Source organism: Cupriavidus sp. 22TCCZM01-5 (genome assembly GCF_057798915.1).
Map to the genome: position 1 here is coordinate 36,533 of NZ_JBYOJR010000021.1, position 16,213 is coordinate 52,745.

Consider the following 16,213-nt stretch of genomic DNA (forward strand, 5'->3'; position numbering starts at 1 on the left):
TCGGAGATATGCCTCACCTCGATGGGCTGATCGAGTTCGTCGACCACTGTCGAGAAGCTCGAGCTTGCGCGCGGCTAGGCGCGCTTGTACCTAGCCTGTCAGGCGCTATGCGCCAAGGGCAATTGACTGCGTAGCACATCCATTCTCGCGTAAAAATCGTCCACCTGTCGCTGCGCGGTGCGCCGCATCGTTTCGTTGCGCGTCCTGGTAATGTCCGCGTCTTCCTGTGCCCCGGCCTCGCCGACTTTACGCGAGGTGTCCTGCACGAACTTGCACAGCGGATAGCGTGCATCGCCAAAGGCTCGCAGCGTGGTCTCAACGTCGACGTCACGTGACAGCATCTCCGCCAGTAGCACCGCGTCTTCGAGCGCCATCGCGCCGCCTTGTCCCATAAAAGGTGTGGAGGCGTGCGCGGCATCACCGATCATGATCACACGGCCACGGTGCCAAGGCAGCGGAGCGGCAACCTCCTCCACGGCGGTGTAGAGGACTTCGGCGTCGACCGAGAGCGCGTCCAGGAACTGGCGCGCCGGGCCATCGAACTCCGCAAAGCGGGCTTGCATCAGCGCCGGCCAATCGGCCCGCTCATACCATTGCCCGGCGGGCTCGGGCAGCGTGCCGAACAGGTACAGTTGATCATCGCTGATTGGCATGATGCCAAGCCGCTTACCGGTCCCCATCATCATGATCTTCGCGGTGAGGTCCTTCGGACGCGGGTGCACGCTGCGCCAGACGCCAAGTCCCGTATAGATCGGCTCCTGCGCACCCGCGACAAGGCGACGGATCTCCGAGCGAATGCCGTCTGCCCCGACCACGAGGTCATACTGGCCAGTGGTGCCATCGGATAGCGTGACGGTGACGTGCTCTGCCGTGTTCTGGTCAATCCGGACGGCAGTAGTGCCGAGACGGATATCGACGCGTAGGGCGTCGAGGCGACTGGCGAGGATGCGATGCATCTCGGCCCGACGAATGCCGATGATCGGCGGAATGTTCGGGTGCCGGGACGGATAGTACGTATCGGTGATCGGTTCGCCGCGATGGTCCAGGTAAATATTCCGGCCATCAGCAATGGCAAAGCCACCCGACACGATCTGCGGAAGTACCCCGAGGCTGCCGAGCGCCGCAAGGCCGTTGTGATAGATGAAGATGCCGGAGCTCTGGAATCTCCATTCCTGCTGCTTCTCCAGCATCGTCACTCGCACACCGGCCTGTGCCAGTGCAATGGCCGCCGCACAGCCGGCGATACCACCTCCCACGATCAGTGCGTGTTCCACCTGCTTCATGCCCAAGTCTCCTTGTTCGCCAGCGCGGGCGATTGAGCGAAATTTGAGCAGAATTATTGGGCAGGCGCCCTGCCAGACTCAACCTCCAGAACGCCGGATTCGGGCACCGATCGTCCGGATCCGCAGCCCGAGGAAGCGTCAGGGCGCCGATGCGTCGCGCTGGTATCGAGTGGGCGACACACCAATCCAGCGCTGAAATGCGCGTGAGAATGCTTTTTCGGATGTATAGCCCGTGGTTTCGGCGACATCGGCAATCCGTGCGCGCGGCTGGCGCAGCCGTTCGGCAGCCAGGTTCATGCGATAGGCGCTCAGGTACTGCATCGGCGGTACGCCTAGCAGCGCACGAAAGCGCTCGACGAATACCGTGCGCGACAGGTACGCCACAGCAGCGAGCTGGGCGATGCTCCAGTCCCGTTGCGGCTCTTCCTGCATGGCGGCAACCGCGCGCGCGATGCCGGGGTCGTCGAGGACGTTCGGCGTGCCCTGACGCACGGCCGCGGGCGTGCGCAGATACTCGCCCAGGATATGCACGAGCAGCAGGTCGCCCATGCGTGCCGCGGACAACTGCCAGCCCGGGCGCTGGGCCAGCGAGTCCTGCACCAGCAGTTCCATCGTGTTTGCCAGCGTGTGCGCCAGCGCCAGCTCATCGGCACGCAGCACGATCAGCGGTGGCAATTCCGCCGGGATGGTGCCCACGTCCAGCGCGGGCATCCATAGGTGCAGGGAGAACAGTGGCGTGGGTGGGGTGTCCGAGCTGCCCTTGCTATCCGCGCCATATGTCAGTTCGATCGGATGGTCGCCATGGCGGCCAATCATGTGCGCCTTCAGCAGATCGGCGAAGGGCACGACGCGATCACAGGGGTCGCGTGTCGATGACACCGTATGCGGGGTGCCGCGCGGCAGCATGACAATATCGCGTGGAGCGATCTCGACAGGTGTGCCGCCATCGGTGCAGATCCAGTATCCGGGTCCGGTACACATGCGGATTAGCGCCCCCTCGGTGCCGGCCGAGTGCAATGCCCACGGTGCGTGGAGCCGGAAGCTTGCCGTCACGGCGCGTTCAGCCTTGCATGCGGAAAGGATTCGGCTCAGGACGTCTTGCGGTCCGGGATTCATCGTCGGCAAAGTGGGGGTGAAGGCGCGGGCCATGGGATTCTAGCTCAGCGTCTTCGGCGGTTCCTGCGAATGTCGGCTTTGGCCGACTTCGGTCACTGGCGCGATGAAGGTCAGACGGCAGAAACTGGCCGAACCCGGTCAACGGAGGGGGGAGGGCGGCGATCACACTCCGTGCAGCCCTTTGTACGGCGCGCTTCCTCAGTGTGACTTAGAAATCAGGGGTGTATGGGCAAATCGGGATGAACGCGATTTGACGGCGTCCAGTTTGGACCCGCTGCGCAGGCATTGTGATAAGAAAACTTATCGCAATACCCGTCCACGTGAGAACGCGAAGTCGTCCTTCGGACACCGCGGAGAGGGCCACTATGAGGCGGCGCAACTGGCCGGAGACGGCCGTCCCTGAACGACCGAGGGTGTGTGAAAACGTCTCGATCACCTAGACTGGATCAACGCATTCAGATTGGGGGATCGGATGAAGCGATTCATAGAGGGAGAAGATCGCAAGCAAGCTACGCTGCTTCCAGAATGCCTCGATGACTTCATCGCCGAGGACAACCCCGCCAGGATCGTCGACGCGTTTGTTGAAGAGTTGGATCTCGAGTCGCTCGGGTTCGAAGGTGCCAATCCCTCGACTACAGGTCGCCCCTCATATCATCCGGCCGTCCTGTTGAAGATATACATCTATGGCTACCTCAACCGGATCCAGTCCAGCCGCCGGCTGGAGCGCGAATGCCGACGCAATATAGAGCTGATGTGGCTTACCGGCCGACTGGCGCCGGACTTCAAGACGATTGCAGACTTCCGCAGGGATAGCTGCCCGCCGGCCAAACGCTTCTATGAACGCAAGAAAGCTCGGCGCATGCCTGTCGTCGTGATGAAGGCGCTCGCGCATAAGCTTGCGCGTGCAGCCTATAACATGCTTCACGACGGGAAGCCCTTCGAGGCAACGAAATGCTTCGGTTAGCTGACGACTCAATGCTTGAGAGTTCCCCTGAAACACGTAATGGTGTGCTGGAAGCAGAAGGTTCTCATGCCGAAGGCAGCGGGGCAATGTTTCACAATTGCTGTCGGAACCAAACCTATCCGCGCGCGAACTCACGCCTTGGTATTCAAGGTGCAACGAAAGGACGCACCTTGAATACCAAGTGTCATCACTTGCCACTCGATTGGACGGCGTCGAGAATGACTTCGGCAACATCATTCGGACGCGACTGCTGAGGGACGTGGCTCGTCGGCAAGGTTGTGACCTTGGCACCAATCTTCTTCGCCATGGCAAGCTCCAGCTCCGGCTGGATCATGCGATCTTTTTGGCTGACGATGTACCAGGATGGCTTGGTCATCCAGGCTGCTGTGCTGACTTTCTCGCCAAATGCCTTCGACTGAATCGGGCCCTGTGTGGCTGCCATGATGCGGGCTTGGGCTGTTGGCACGTCCTGGGCGAAATCTTCCGCGAGCGCGTTAGCCGGGAGTGTCAGATAACCCTCGGAGTCTGCGACAAGCTTCGTGATACCGGGCGCTGGCGGGTAACCTTTACCAGCTTCCTCGGTCGACTGGCCGGCGCTGGGGGCGAATGCGGCAACGTACACCAACGATGCCACTTTATCGCTATTGCCGGCCTCGGTAATTACAGTGCCGCCCCACGAGTGTCCAACGAGCACAACTTTTCCTGCCTGATTGTTGATGGCGCGTCGCGTTGCGGCGACGTCCTCGCCAAGCGAGTTCAGTCCGTTCTGGACCGCCTGCACTTTGATACCTTTGGCCTGCAACAGGGGAATAACCTTCGCCCAGTCGGAGCCATCCGCGAATGCCCCATGCACGATAACGACGGAAGGCTTGGTTTCGACGTTGGTGGCGGACATGGCAGCCCCGCTTGCCGCCACGCTCAAGACGCCCAGTGCAAGGGCGATGGCGTTAAGATTCAGCATCATTTTTCTCCAATTGGTTTTACGGCAACTGTACGTGACAGCGTGAGTTTGCGAATTTCTGCTGCAGGTGGGCATCGGCGAATAGCCGACCCCGAAAGCGGTGAGCGGGGCCAGTTGCGAGCAGGCGCCGTTCTCGACACTATCTGTTTCTGTATGCAAGATTCCATCAATGTCCCAGTCAACGACGGCGTCCCGGCGTGTTAAACGGAGGTCATGGCCTCTGTTTTAAGTGTCGATAGTCGATGGCGATTCACTGCGAGCGCCGCACTGTACTCCATGATCCGTGCTGTCTCGTTGCAAACATGCGCCCCCAGGAATCGCTCCAGCAAGTAGAGAGTCGTATCGATGCCAAGTGTTACGCCACCGCCCGTCACGATATCGCCTTCATCCACGACGAGCGCCTCGACAGTGTCTGTCGTCGAGCAAAGACGTCCCATCGTAGTGATGGGACGCTCCTCCGGGCTCGCTACAGGCGCCTTGGTTGTCGCGCGTTTGCCATCCAGTAGCCCCGATGCTCCGAGAATCATCGCCCCAGTGCAGACGCTCGAGATGACCTCGCCCCGCGCATGGCGATGCTTGAGGAACGCGTGCATTTTCGTGTTCTCGAGTTCATTGCGCCAACCTGGTCCGCCCGTTACGACAATGACGTCAGCCACAGGGGCGTCAGCAAATGAGAAATCGGTCTGGACACGCAGTCCGTTTTGCAGCTCCACCTGGCCGCCATTCTCAGACACGGTGAAGTAGGACAGCTTGTCTGTCACACGCTTGGCCATCGAAAGGGTGCCGACAACGGCTAGATCGATGGGCTCAACATGGGAATATAAGACGACGGCAACGCGCATGGGTGTCTCCTAATTGGTAGGTTTCCTAATTTTAGGAAAAGTTTCCCAATAGTCAACATAAGTTGACTTACTCAGCTTTCAGTTCTGAGGGTTCCGTAACCACGACGATGGCCTGTGCGTCGCCTTCGAGGGCGCGGCCCCGATGAGGTGTGCCAGATTCGAAATACAGGCTGTCGCCGGCTTCCAGAACGTAGCGCTGGAGTTTGCCGTTTAGCTTGAACTCGAATTCCACCTTGCCGGAAAGCAAGAAGACGAACTCTTCTCCAGTGTGCTCGAAGAAGAAGTCCAGGTCGGTTGCAGAGGGGAATGTGAACATGAACGGATCCATCAGCTTGTGCTGCCTCTTATGGGCGAGGCTCACATAGTCATATCCATAGGCGCTTCCGCCACGAACAACGGGCTTCCGTTCCCAGTGATGGACTACCGAAACAGGGCGATCGACCTCTTCGATGGCCGTGGTCTCTGCCTGAGCAGGATCCGTGAAGAAATAGCTAAGCTCCATGCCCATAGCCCGCGCGATACGGGCGAGTGAGCCGATGGGAGGGGCCTTCTTGCCATTCTCAATCTTGGAAAGGTATCCCTTGGTGAAGCCGGATTTCTCGGCTAAGGCATCCAGGGTAAGGCCGTGCTCTATCCGTGCCATGCGCAATCGCTGGCACACGATTTCTTCGTCATCCAGTCCTGCGCTGGTGTTCTGCGGCGCCTGCGCGGAGACTCGGGGAACTTGGGCAGGGGGCGTGTTTCTTTGGAAGGCTTTTGCCGACATGGCTCGCAAATCCGGTCGTCCGTTCAAGGGAGGATTCAGGAAACGTATAGTTTCCTACGGAAGATTGTATGCGGATTTGCGAGCCGGCCCAAAATGGCTGCCCCTTATCTGGGGAGACCTCTTGCTCAGGAGTCGTAAAGATTGTCGCGATGGGTTTCGGGGCTAGCCGCCGTGGCTATCAGCGTCGCGATTCCAAGTACAGCAATCATGATGGCTACGCCGACAAAATGTCCCTGTCTGGCAAGCAGAGCCGTGGCCAACATGGGGGCTAGCCCGCCGCCGATGCCGGCGGCGACCTGGCATCCAAGTGACGAGCCGCTGTAGCGAATTTTGGTGCCAAAGAGCTCGGGCAGCAGTGCAGCCTGTGGTCCATACATCGATCCGTGGCCCAGGTTCATGCAGAGTGCCACAGCTAGGGCGATCACGACGGGATTGCCAGTCTGGATGCCTAGAAAGAGCGGATACGCCGCAGCGATGGTAAAGAGCGAGCCCAAGAAATAGAGCGGGCGGCGTCCCCGCCGGTCAGATAGCCAGCCAAACAGTGGAATCGTGAAGAGCTCCAGAGCCGCACCCAGCAATACGCCATCCAGGATGACCGCCTTGGGAATGTGCAGAACCGTCGTGCCGTAGACCACTACGAACACGGTCAGAATGTAGACCCAGGCAACCTCACAGACCTTCAGTCCAATGCTGATGAGCAAGTTGCGCCGATGCTTGGTAAGAACCTCGATGAGCGGAATCTTTGGACTTTCCTGCCCATCGCCGGATGCCGCAGCAAACACGGGCGATTCAGTTACCTTGAGTCGGATGTAGAAACCCAGCACCACGAGTACAGCACTGAGCAGGAATGGAATGCGCCATCCCCATGCCAGGAAATCTGCATCGGGCATGCGCGATAGATAGGCAAAGATTCCAGTAGACGCGAGCATCCCCAGCGGGAAACCCATCTGCACCAGGCTTCCGTAGAAGCCACGCTTGTCGCGCGGCGAGTGCTCGATGACCATCAGTGCGGCTCCGCCCCATTCACCGCCGATTCCGATACCTTGGACGATGCGCAGCAGAATCAGCAGCGCGGGCGCCCAGATGCCGATTTGTGCGTACGTAGGCAGCAATCCAATGGAAAACGTGCCGCCACCCATGAGAAACATGGTGGTCATTAGCATTGTCTTCCGTCCAATCTTGTCGCCGAAATGACCGAAGATCACACCGCCCAGGGGCCGGGCGATGAACCCCACGGCAAACGATCCAAGTGCTGCAAGGGTGCCCATCAAAGGGTCTAGCGCGGGAAAGAAGAGCTTGTTGAATACGAGCGCCGCTGCCGTACCGTAAAGCAAAAAATCGTACCACTCGACCATGGTGCCGATGACACTTGCCGTCACCACCTTCCCCATGCTGTTGGTGCTGCTTGTCGGGTGGGATGTGGGGGCTAGTCCGGCCGCATCGGAATTGTAGATGTCCATTCCTTGTCTCCTGTTCGTCGTAGCCTGAGGCCACTGGGTTTCCTTTGCCTGAGCGTTGATGTTAGACAAAAAGGAAACTTATTCAACCAAACAAGGGTAAACGAGGGAAACATATGAGGATAAAGCGGCACGTACGCTACAAATCGTGGTCTTAATGTTGACTGACGGGAAACATCGGACTACATTGATCCACAGCGGCATCGCAGACATCGTGTGCACGCTCTTCCCCCATCTTCCATACCAAGGAGACAAGTCATGACAACTCAGACCGAGAATAAGCACTTTGCCGAGCGCCTCAAAGGCAAGCTGGAACCGACCGCCGGCGGATCCGTGTATATCGATCCGAACACGCTCGAATGGGAACCGTCCCAGTTCGAGAAGATCTCCATGAAGGTCTTGTATCGCAATGACGAAGCGGGCGAGATGACGGTGCTGCTGAAGTGGGAACCGGGTGCAGTCCTGCCTTTCCATAAGCATCCGGAGATCGAGCAGAGCTATGTCCTGGAGGGGTCCTTTTACGACCACGACGGCATCTGCCGCGCTGGCCAATTCGTTTGGCGGCAACCCGGTTCGCTGCATGAGACGCGATCGGATGAAGGCTGCCTCTTGCTTGCTGTCTATCGCAAGCCCAATGTGTTCTTCGGTACGGCGGGCTTCCGCAAGGCGTCCTGAAGTCGGTTGAGGACAGGGCGATCCAGGTGGATAGCCCTCATAACTTCATCGGAGGAAACCATGACGTATGTCGTCACCGAGCCCTGTATCAATTGCCGCCACGGAGACTGCATCGAAGTTTGTCCGGTTCAGGCTTTCCACCAGGGACCAAACTTCATGGTCATCGATCCCGAGGTGTGTATTAACTGCTCAATCTGCGAGGTCGTATGTCCGGTGTCTGCCATCAAGAGCGACTTTGATTTGGCACCTCACGAGGTAGAGTTTGTCGAAATCAATGGACGCATGGCGGAGCAATGGCCTGTGGCCACGATTGCATCGCAGCCCCTTCCTGACGCCGAGGTCTGGGCATCCAGGAGCGACAAGAGGAGCCTCTTGAAGCTATGAGATTCATGACCACGCGCCAACTCGACCATGAGTAACAGGCAATGTCAGAGGAAAAGTAAGTCGAGCTGTGCGCAGCTAGCGGCATCGGCGAACCCGTCAAACCGTCCACTAGCGCAAGGATTGCGCAGCCCGAATGAAGCCACCCCATGCGGCCCTCGCCAAAGCGCCGCCGACGCTGACGCGCCGTACGCCCAGGGCGGCGAAGTCATTCATTGTGAATTCAGCGTTCGAGCCCACCAGCACATTGACGGGCTTCGGCGCGACTGCTGCGACTACCGCGGCGATCTGCTCTCGCGTCATTTTTCCCGGTGCGTAGAGACAGCCGGCGCCAGCCGGCGCATATGACTTGAGTCGCGTGAGCGTGTCTTCCAAATCTGGTACACCCACAAAGAAGTTCTCTGCGCGCGGCAGCTCGCCTTCCACCGACATCGGCTCGCCGGTCTTGACAGCGGGCTGCACGGGGAGGCGCAGGGCGCGCCGCGTTGATCAGCTTCTGTTCGCTGTCGCCGGTGCTGGCCAGCGACAACCGTGTCAGCAATCCGGTATCCAGCCCCAGTGCGATGGCGGCCACGCCCGCCAGTACCAGCACACCCAGGGCATGGCGCACCCACTCGCCGGCGTTAAGCGAGCGCTTCATCACGGCAAAGACGCGCCCACCAATCAGCAGCGCCAGCGCGAGCGACGTCGCAGCTCCGGCCGCGTAGGCGAGCAACAATAGGGTGGTCTGGACGCTGGCCCCGTTGAGGGCCGCACCCGTGAGCAGCAGCCCCAGAATGGTGGCCGCGCATGGTGCCCACAGCAGCCCGGCAGCGACCCCCAGATCCGCCGCCGAGAGCACCGAATCGTTCTCGCTTTCGCTGTGCCGGGTGAGCTTGCTGCCGAGGGCAACGAGCGGCCGGCTGATCCATTCGGCAACATGATTGGAAAGCAAGGTAAGGCCACGCACGGCGAGCACGGCTAGGGCGACGATGCGGCCGTACTGGTTGGCGCGGACGGCCCAGCCGCCGCCAATGGCGGCCAGCGTGGCGACCACAGCGAAGGTGAGTGCCATGCCCATCAGCATGGGCAGTCCATTGCGCGCGAACGGGGGTCTGCCCGCGCGAATACGAAAGGCAGCACCGGCAGGATGCACGGACTAAGGATGGTCAATACACTCCGAGGTAGGCAAGGATCAGTAAAAGCATGAAGGCAACCTCCGTGGCAGGTTCGTGGTGCTGATCGCACGGCCCCGCGCTTGGGTTATGTCCCAGCGTGCGCGAGGCCATGGGGGGCATGCCGACTGGCCAAGGTGTCACCTTCGGGCCAGAGCGGGCACCCTCACTGGGTTGATCAGCGGTCAATTCGCCTGATTCGCAGCCGTTTCGATCACTCGAGCAACCGTGGCTGGCTGAGAGATGAAGACAGCATGGCTTGCGTTGACTTCGGTTACCTTGGCACCCGACCGTTGATACATCCAGCGCTGAAGTTGAGGGCTCACTACGTGGTCCTGGGTGGTCAGAATGGCGTAGCTAGGCTTGTTCCGCCATGCCGCGACGGACACAGTTGCCACCAGGGCTTTCTCAGCGAGTTGCTGCTGCGAGTCCGCCAGGAATTGCGCGTCCGCCGGTGAGACATCCGATGCATAGGTCTCGCGGAATTTCGCTGGGGGGAGGAAGAAGAACTTGTCTGGAGTCGCTCGCATGGCATCGTTGGGCGGAGCGAACTTTGACAGCAGTTGACCGCTGGCTTCCCCTGCATCGGGTTGGAGTGCGGCGACATACACCAGCGTTTTGACCTTGGGGTCGACGCCTGCGCCCGTGATCACGGAGCCGCCATAGCTATGGCCGACCAGCACGACAGGCCCCTTCTGCTGATCAATGGCGCGCTTGGTGGCGTCGATGTCCTCGGTGAGGCCAGTGAGCGGCGCTTGCACCATGGTCACGTGGTAACCATCCTTGGACAGGATGTCGTAAACGGCCCGCCAGCCCGAGCCATCCACCAGTGCGCCGTGGACGATAACGATATCTTTCTCTTTCGCAGCCGGCTTTGACTCGGCGTGAGCCATCGCACCGCCCATGGCGATCATCATGGCAATCGCAAACTTCTTTTGCAGCGTAAACATTTGAATCTCCAGGTTCTATGGACAGGACGTCAGGTCAGCTTGTTCTTCATGGCCAGAACGTCGAACTGCTCGACCGAAGGCGGGCATGCCAGCATCTCATCGACCCGCGCCATCAGGGTCTGGGCCATGTTGCCGACGAGGTGTGCCTGGCGATCCTCTTCACTCGCAAAGGCGTCGAACACGCCGAACGTGGCCGGCGATAACCTGAGGGCGAACCAGATCGGCGTGGTCGTCTCCCGATTTGTCATTTCCAGGCCGGCGGCAAGAAAGTCCGCTACCGCCTGCTCTTTTCCCGGCTTGGCCTCAAGCCGGACAAATAGTGCTTTCCTGATCATCTTCGTTTCTCCAGTGTCCGCGTGCGGGAGGCTCGCGTTGAGAGGGACTTTACAAACGGAGCGCGCTGGGAAACACTGACCGAATTGACAACTTTGATATCAATGCTGCCATGCGAGTTTCTGTTCTCGCGCTGGAAGGCGTGTTCGATACCGGCCTCGCCTCCGTCCTCGATGCCTTGACAACAGCCAACAAACTTGCGCACGCAACAGGGATGGCCACACCGGGCTTCGAAATCACCGTGGTGGGTGTGCGGCCACAAGTACGCACGGCACTTGGGCTGCAGGTGCCCGTCCGCGATATCGCAGACGCCCCCCGCCCGGATTGGGTCGTCGTCCCGGCGCTCGGCGCAATCACGGCCGATCAGCTCGTGCCTGCGCTTGGCCAGGACGACGTGTTCGATGCGTTGGGCGCTTTGCGTACGTGGCAGAATGCCGGCGCCCGCATTGCAGCCGCTTGTACGGGTACGTTTGTGCTGGCAGAAAGCGGCATGCTCAATGGATACGAAGCAACGACGACCTGGTGGCTTACACCGTTGTTCCGGCAGCGCTACCCGGACGTGCACCTGGATGCGAATCGAATCATCGTCCCCAGCGGCGCAACGGTGACGGCAGGGGCCGCGCTCAGCCATCTCGACCTTGCGCTCTGGTTGATCCGCAATAACAGCCCTGAGCTTGCAGCGCTCGTTGCCAGGTACCTCGTATTCGATACGCGACTGTCGCAGTCCGCCTATGCGATCACCGATCACCTCAGCCATTCGGACCCGCTGGTCGAGCGTTTCGACCGCTGGGTGCGCGACCACCTCGACACGGCGATCACGCTCGATTCGGCCGCCGAAGCGCTGGCAACCAGCAAGCGGACATTGACGCGACGCCTGAATGAAGTGCTCGGCAAGACGCCGATCGAATACATTCAAACGCTGCGGATCGAGCGTGCCGTTCATTTGCTGAAGACCAGCAAAGACAGCGTCGATCGAATCGCCGAGCAGGTTGGCTACGCGGATGGGGTGACGCTACGCACGCTGCTGCGTCGGAGACTGGGCAAGGGCGTACGTGAACTGCGCGCATCCTGACGATTGTTGGCAAAAGGTACGTACGGGAGTAGTGCGATCCTTTTCACCGTACGCAGCAACCAACTGGCTCAGGGATCGGACGCATCGCTAGCCACTGCCGGCGCTGCTTACTGCGTTGCAGCCTCGGCGCAGAATGCCACGGATATTGCCCGTCCCGCGGCGATCCCGCGTGGATGGATTCGAATTTGGCTTGATTGGTCATGCCGGAACCGCTAGTGCGGCCAGATGCCGCAGCGGCTCAGCGGATTGAGGACGTCGGCTTGGCGGGGGGGCTCCACGATCCCACGCTGGGCTGGTGGCTGCCTTCACACTGGAGCACGCGAAAAAATATTACAAGTGACTGAATTTGGGTTGACCGGATCGGCCGATGGGCCGTCCGACGCGATCCGGGCACGAATGTCCGTTCTTTGATGCGAAGCGGCCGCATGAATGGCCAACCGAGCCCAAAAGCGAACGGCACAAGCTGGCCGACTACGGCCTGAATTGCCACTGGGCTCCGGCGAGCAATCAATCTGAACTGCTGCGGTGCGCAATTGATTTGGCGTGTCTTCGGCCCCTTTTCCACGACACCACGTGGGTCATCGCTCGCTCGTCATTGTTAGAAATTGACCGGGCTCGGCTGATAGTCGATCGATTAAGGTCCTGCCATCTCTTAGCGACCCGAAGCGTTCCTCTGCAATGTGCGAAAGGGGACATTCAAGAGGCGAAGATCGTCGAGATACTGTCCGCTGGAACCCACGTATGACACACTGAGCAATAAATCCCACGTGACCGCGGGCCTTGAGTCTGGCGAACCCGTCGCCTTCAGGGACAGGAAGTGCCCAAAAAGAGGAATCGGAGGCCCAATGAAAAAGTCCTTTGCGCTGATCGCGGCCACCACCCTGACCAGCACCGCATACGCCCAGTCCAATGTCACTCTGTATGGGATCGTCGATGCCGGCATTGAATTCAATACGAACGCAGGGCGCAACGGCAATAGTCTCACTCGACTGACTTCCGGGAATCTGTCCGGCTCGCGTTGGGGGTTGCGCGGTACCGAGGACCTGGGCAGCGGCCTGAAGGCCGTATTCATCCTGGAAAGCGGGTTCGATCTTGATACCGGCAATTCGGCCCAAGGCGGGCGCCTGTTTGGGCGCAATGCCTATGTCGGGGTGAACAGCCCGTATGGGTCGTTGCTGCTGGGCCGTCAGCAGACGGCCATGCGCGAGTTCGGCAATGTCTATGACCCGGCGCAACTGGCCGACCGCTACGGCATCCTGTCGATCGCGCCGGAGTTTGGCGCGCGCGCGGACAACTCAATCAAGTACGTCGGCCAGTTCGGCGGGCTGACCGCAATAGCCTTCTATTCGTTCCAGTCCAACGGAAATGAGGTGCCCGGCGCCTATGTGTTCGGCCGTGATTTCGGTGCATTCGTCAATTATGCCAAGGGCCCGTTTTCACTGGGCGTGTCCTACGACGACGCCCATGCCGGCACGCCTGCAAACCAGGCACCGGTCTTCCGGCGCTATTCGGTGGCGGGTACCTATGCGACAGGTCCAGCGAAGATATTCGCCGGCTACCGGCTCGCCAAGGCGCTCGATGGCGCCATGCTGCCGGGCGCCCAAGCTGCGAATATCGGATCGAATCTCTACTGGCTCGCGCTCGCATACCAACTGTCGCCAGCATTCTCGGTAACCGGCGCGGCCTACTACCAGGATTTCCGCCAGACCGGCTCGGATCCGTGGCTGTTCTCCGTGATGGGCGACTATACGTTGAGCAAGCGCACCGATCTCTATGCATCGGTGTCGTATGCGCTCAACAAGGACAAGTCGCAACTGGGCGTCAATGGCTTCAACAGCGGATCGGGCTCGAGCGCCGTCTTCAACGTGGAGCCAGGCGCGAACCAGTTCGGCGCGGTGGTGGGCATTCGTCACCGGTTCTGAGGATGGCCTACTGTAGCAACGACGACATTGCGAATTCGTCCGATCGGCTTCGACCCGCGGCGCATCCCTCGAGCGACGCCGGGTCACCCGTCTGGAACCGGGTTAAAAGGCCGTACTTCCCCGGCGGCGCTTACTTTCGGTTCGGCCGATCTGGGGGGGTGACGGTCTCAGAATGACCCTTCTGAGATGTTCAGCGTTGCGAATCGGCACGTCCGTTAGAGCGGACCGACTTTGGTCATTGTGCGGGATGGCTTCGTCTTGCCAGATGCGGCCCGAATGGCCGTCCACGAAGGCGAGCGGCTGACCCTCCGGCCCGAAAACGGTGAGCGCCTGCTTCAGCCGTTCGGCCAAGCCGCTCGCGCGATTGTGTTCGAGTCCGCCATCCAATGCATTGGTCATTGCGAAATCCTCACTTGTAGCGATGATTGCCCACTCGGGCGAGCCCTGACACGTGTGCTGAGTTTCAGAAAGACGGCGAGGAGAATTCCTCCACGTCTGATGCGTTGCACGCTTCCTTCGAAATAGCGATTGGTATGATGTATATACAACATATCTGACAGCGAAAAAGACGTCGCTAGTACTTCGGCAGACTACGGGCAATGTCCATGATGGCGTCGGCACCCGCCTCGCCTAGCAACGTCCTCGCCGTCGCTTGTGCGGACGCCCACGCGGGCGCGGCATTGCGAAGCAGGGCCTGACCAGCCTTCGTGATGGCCAGCGGCCGCGTCCGCCCATCCTCGTCCGGCGCAGCTTCCGCTATCCAGCCGTGTGTCAGTAGCGGCTGCAGGTTTCGGGTCAGTGTTGAACGATCATGATGGTTATGTCGGCCGAGTGCGGCACGGCCTATTGGACCGAGTTCCTGGATCATCACAAGCAGGGTGAGTTGGGGCGCGTTGATTCCGAATGGCCGCAGCGCATCGTCATAGATCGCTGTCAGCACACGGGAAATCTGTCGGGTACGGGTAATCAGGCAGCTCCGCAGGATTTCACTGGCTGCATGGTCTTTCCTGGCGGTGCTGGAGTCGGAAGTCTTCATGATAGGAGGGATGCATATGCAACCATTTCGGCGGTCAACCTGCCGATATGCGTTGCATTTCAGCACACATCGAACTGCGTGCTGAGGGATATTTGTATGCCAATGTGTCGATGACCGCGGCAGGTACAAACGCATACATTTGCCCTCGCCATTCACTACAGTGCAGATACAAATCCGTTCTTCAATGCTGCATATGCAACAGAAACGGCCGCGTTGGTTCGGGTGTTTGCAGGTCAAGCAAAATGGTGAAAGACATGACGACGAAAACTACGGTTCGCAGCGCGCTTCGGTTCGCAGGTGCTGCCGGTCCCACAGCCGCACTAGCGGCCACGCTGCTCATTGGCAACGCGCACGCGGCAACGCCGGACCCGACGCCCGAGATCGGTTTCGTGCAGGTCAATCCGGACATCAAGCTGAGGCGTCTTGTTGTACACAATGCGCGTGCCAAGGGTACGGTCTTGTTTCTGCACGGATTTCCTGAAACGCTTTACGCGTGGCAAGACGTGGCATCGTCCCTGGGCCAGGACTACGAGGTCCATGCCTTTGACTGGCCGGGCTATGGCGAATCATCCAGACCCGCCGTGGACAAGTTTTCCTATGCACCGCGGGACTATGCCAAGGTGCTGGCGGACTACATTTCCACGACCGGCATCGACAAGCAACGACTGGTGATCTACGCGACCGATATCGGGGCGCTGCCAGCGCTCATAGCAGCCATCAACGACCCGGCCATCGCAAAGCGGATCATTGTTGGCGATTTTGCCCCATTCAATCGTCCGCAGTTCATGCAGGAGCGACTGCAAGGCCTGAAGGATCCCGCAACCGCCGAGGCGGTGCATACGGCGTTCAACCGGACGCGCGACGAAATCCTGCAGAACGCATTCACGCGCGGCCTCCCCGAATCCTCACACTATGAAGTCTCGCCGGCGTTCAAGGCCGACATGGCCCGTGGATGGCAAAACGGTGCGCTGACCTCTGCCGATGCGTTTTACCAGTACTACGCGCGGTTCACACGAGATCAGGACTATTTCGAAGCGAATCTCGCCAATTTGAAGACGCCCGTTACGGTGATCTGGGGTGAGAAGGACATCTACATTCGCAAGGAGATGGGCGAGGAGCTGGCAAGACGCGCGCAACTGGAACTGAAGCTGCTGCCCGGCATCGGCCATTACCCGCATCTCCAGGACAAGGCTGCAACGATTTCAGAGGTGCGCACCACGTTCGAAGCGGAATAAGGCGAAGCCGCAGCAACTCTGACCGCGACAAGGGCGCCCGGCTCGTCGTGCCTGGCAAGTAGGGGG

General features: G+C 59.8%; 15 protein-coding genes and 3 pseudogenes. 6 read left to right on the plus strand and 12 right to left on the minus strand.

Translation table 11 applies throughout. From position 1 onward, the window contains the following. Window positions 1–98 precede the first annotated feature (98 nt). Both AC3FNH_RS19495 and AC3FNH_RS19500 read right to left on the minus strand, forming a co-directional pair. On the minus strand, window positions 99–1,283 hold the full coding sequence (locus AC3FNH_RS19495; protein WP_488721235.1) for an FAD-dependent oxidoreductase: 1,185 nt from the start codon (window positions 1,281–1,283) through the stop codon (window positions 99–101). A 138-nt stretch (window positions 1,284–1,421) separates the two neighbouring features. Beyond that, on the minus strand, window positions 1,422–2,432 hold the full coding sequence (locus AC3FNH_RS19500; protein ID WP_488721236.1) for an AraC family transcriptional regulator: 1,011 nt from the start codon (window positions 2,430–2,432) through the stop codon (window positions 1,422–1,424). Window positions 2,433–2,871: 439 nt separating this feature from the next. Here AC3FNH_RS19500 and AC3FNH_RS19505 point away from each other — a divergent pair. Next, window positions 2,872–3,213, plus strand: a pseudogene (locus AC3FNH_RS19505) (transposase); the annotation flags it as partial. A gap of 337 nt (window positions 3,214–3,550) precedes the next feature. Here AC3FNH_RS19505 and AC3FNH_RS19510 read toward each other — a convergent pair. The 4 genes from AC3FNH_RS19510 to AC3FNH_RS19525 form a co-directional block, all read right to left on the minus strand. Then, window positions 3,551–4,327 carry an alpha/beta fold hydrolase gene (locus AC3FNH_RS19510; RefSeq protein WP_488721237.1) on the minus strand — a complete coding sequence of 259 codons (777 nt, stop codon included), beginning with the start codon at window positions 4,325–4,327 and terminating at the stop codon, window positions 3,551–3,553. Between the two features lie 197 nt (window positions 4,328–4,524). Then, a complete protein-coding gene (locus AC3FNH_RS19515) occupies window positions 4,525–5,166 on the minus strand; it encodes a DJ-1/PfpI family protein (RefSeq protein ID WP_488721238.1) in 642 nt (213 codons plus the stop codon). A 67-nt stretch (window positions 5,167–5,233) separates the two neighbouring features. Beyond that, window positions 5,234–5,932 (minus strand): helix-turn-helix domain-containing protein, encoded by a 699-nt coding sequence (locus AC3FNH_RS19520; protein WP_488721239.1) that lies wholly within the window; start codon window positions 5,930–5,932, stop codon window positions 5,234–5,236. Window positions 5,933–6,057: 125 nt separating this feature from the next. Then, the gene (locus tag AC3FNH_RS19525; protein ID WP_488721240.1) at window positions 6,058–7,392 is read right to left on the minus strand and encodes an MFS transporter; all 1,335 of its coding nucleotides are present in this window, start codon (window positions 7,390–7,392) and stop codon (window positions 6,058–6,060) included. 255 nt (window positions 7,393–7,647) lie between these two features. Between AC3FNH_RS19525 and AC3FNH_RS19530 the strand changes: the two genes are divergently transcribed. Together AC3FNH_RS19530 and AC3FNH_RS19535 are read left to right on the plus strand one after the other, a co-directional pair. Next, window positions 7,648–8,064 (plus strand): cupin domain-containing protein, encoded by a 417-nt coding sequence (locus AC3FNH_RS19530; RefSeq protein ID WP_488721241.1) that lies wholly within the window; start codon window positions 7,648–7,650, stop codon window positions 8,062–8,064. 60 nt (window positions 8,065–8,124) lie between these two features. Next, window positions 8,125–8,448 carry a DUF3470 domain-containing protein gene (locus AC3FNH_RS19535; RefSeq protein ID WP_488721242.1) on the plus strand — a complete coding sequence of 108 codons (324 nt, stop codon included), beginning with the start codon at window positions 8,125–8,127 and terminating at the stop codon, window positions 8,446–8,448. 44 nt (window positions 8,449–8,492) lie between these two features. On the opposite strand, the pseudogene AC3FNH_RS19540 reads toward AC3FNH_RS19535, so the two are convergent. The 4 genes and pseudogenes from AC3FNH_RS19540 to AC3FNH_RS19555 form a co-directional block, all read right to left on the minus strand. Then, window positions 8,493–8,853, minus strand: a pseudogene (locus AC3FNH_RS19540) (isocitrate lyase/phosphoenolpyruvate mutase family protein); the annotation flags it as partial. 76 nt (window positions 8,854–8,929) lie between these two features. Next, window positions 8,930–9,632 (minus strand): annotated as a pseudogene (locus AC3FNH_RS19545) (cytochrome c biogenesis CcdA family protein); the annotation flags it as partial. 152 nt (window positions 9,633–9,784) lie between these two features. Beyond that, window positions 9,785–10,549, minus strand: a complete 765-nt coding sequence (locus AC3FNH_RS19550) for an alpha/beta hydrolase (RefSeq protein ID WP_488721243.1) — start codon at window positions 10,547–10,549, stop codon at window positions 9,785–9,787. A 29-nt stretch (window positions 10,550–10,578) separates the two neighbouring features. Beyond that, entirely contained in the window at window positions 10,579–10,884 is a 306-nt protein-coding gene (locus AC3FNH_RS19555) for a putative quinol monooxygenase (RefSeq protein ID WP_488721244.1), read from the minus strand. 110 nt (window positions 10,885–10,994) lie between these two features. Here AC3FNH_RS19555 and AC3FNH_RS19560 point away from each other — a divergent pair, with 110 nt between their 5' ends. Continuing rightward, the gene (locus AC3FNH_RS19560; RefSeq protein WP_488721245.1) at window positions 10,995–11,954 is read left to right on the plus strand and encodes a GlxA family transcriptional regulator; all 960 of its coding nucleotides are present in this window, start codon (window positions 10,995–10,997) and stop codon (window positions 11,952–11,954) included. 845 nt (window positions 11,955–12,799) lie between these two features. Further along, window positions 12,800–13,876: a porin gene (locus AC3FNH_RS19565; protein ID WP_488721246.1), complete on the plus strand. Its 1,077-nt coding sequence runs from the start codon at window positions 12,800–12,802 to the stop codon at window positions 13,874–13,876. A gap of 102 nt (window positions 13,877–13,978) precedes the next feature. Here the strand turns inward: AC3FNH_RS19565 and AC3FNH_RS19570 are convergent, their stop codons facing one another. Together AC3FNH_RS19570 and AC3FNH_RS19575 are read right to left on the minus strand one after the other, a co-directional pair. After that, window positions 13,979–14,275, minus strand: a complete 297-nt coding sequence (locus tag AC3FNH_RS19570) for a hypothetical protein (RefSeq protein WP_488721247.1) — start codon at window positions 14,273–14,275, stop codon at window positions 13,979–13,981. Between the two features lie 175 nt (window positions 14,276–14,450). Beyond that, complete coding sequence (locus tag AC3FNH_RS19575) at window positions 14,451–14,912, minus strand: MarR family winged helix-turn-helix transcriptional regulator (protein ID WP_488721248.1); 462 nt, start codon at window positions 14,910–14,912, stop codon at window positions 14,451–14,453. 254 nt (window positions 14,913–15,166) lie between these two features. Between AC3FNH_RS19575 and AC3FNH_RS19580 the strand changes: the two genes are divergently transcribed. After that, the gene (locus AC3FNH_RS19580) at window positions 15,167–16,147 is read left to right on the plus strand and encodes an alpha/beta fold hydrolase (RefSeq protein WP_488721249.1); all 981 of its coding nucleotides are present in this window, start codon (window positions 15,167–15,169) and stop codon (window positions 16,145–16,147) included. The last annotated feature ends 66 nt before the right edge of the window (window positions 16,148–16,213 follow it).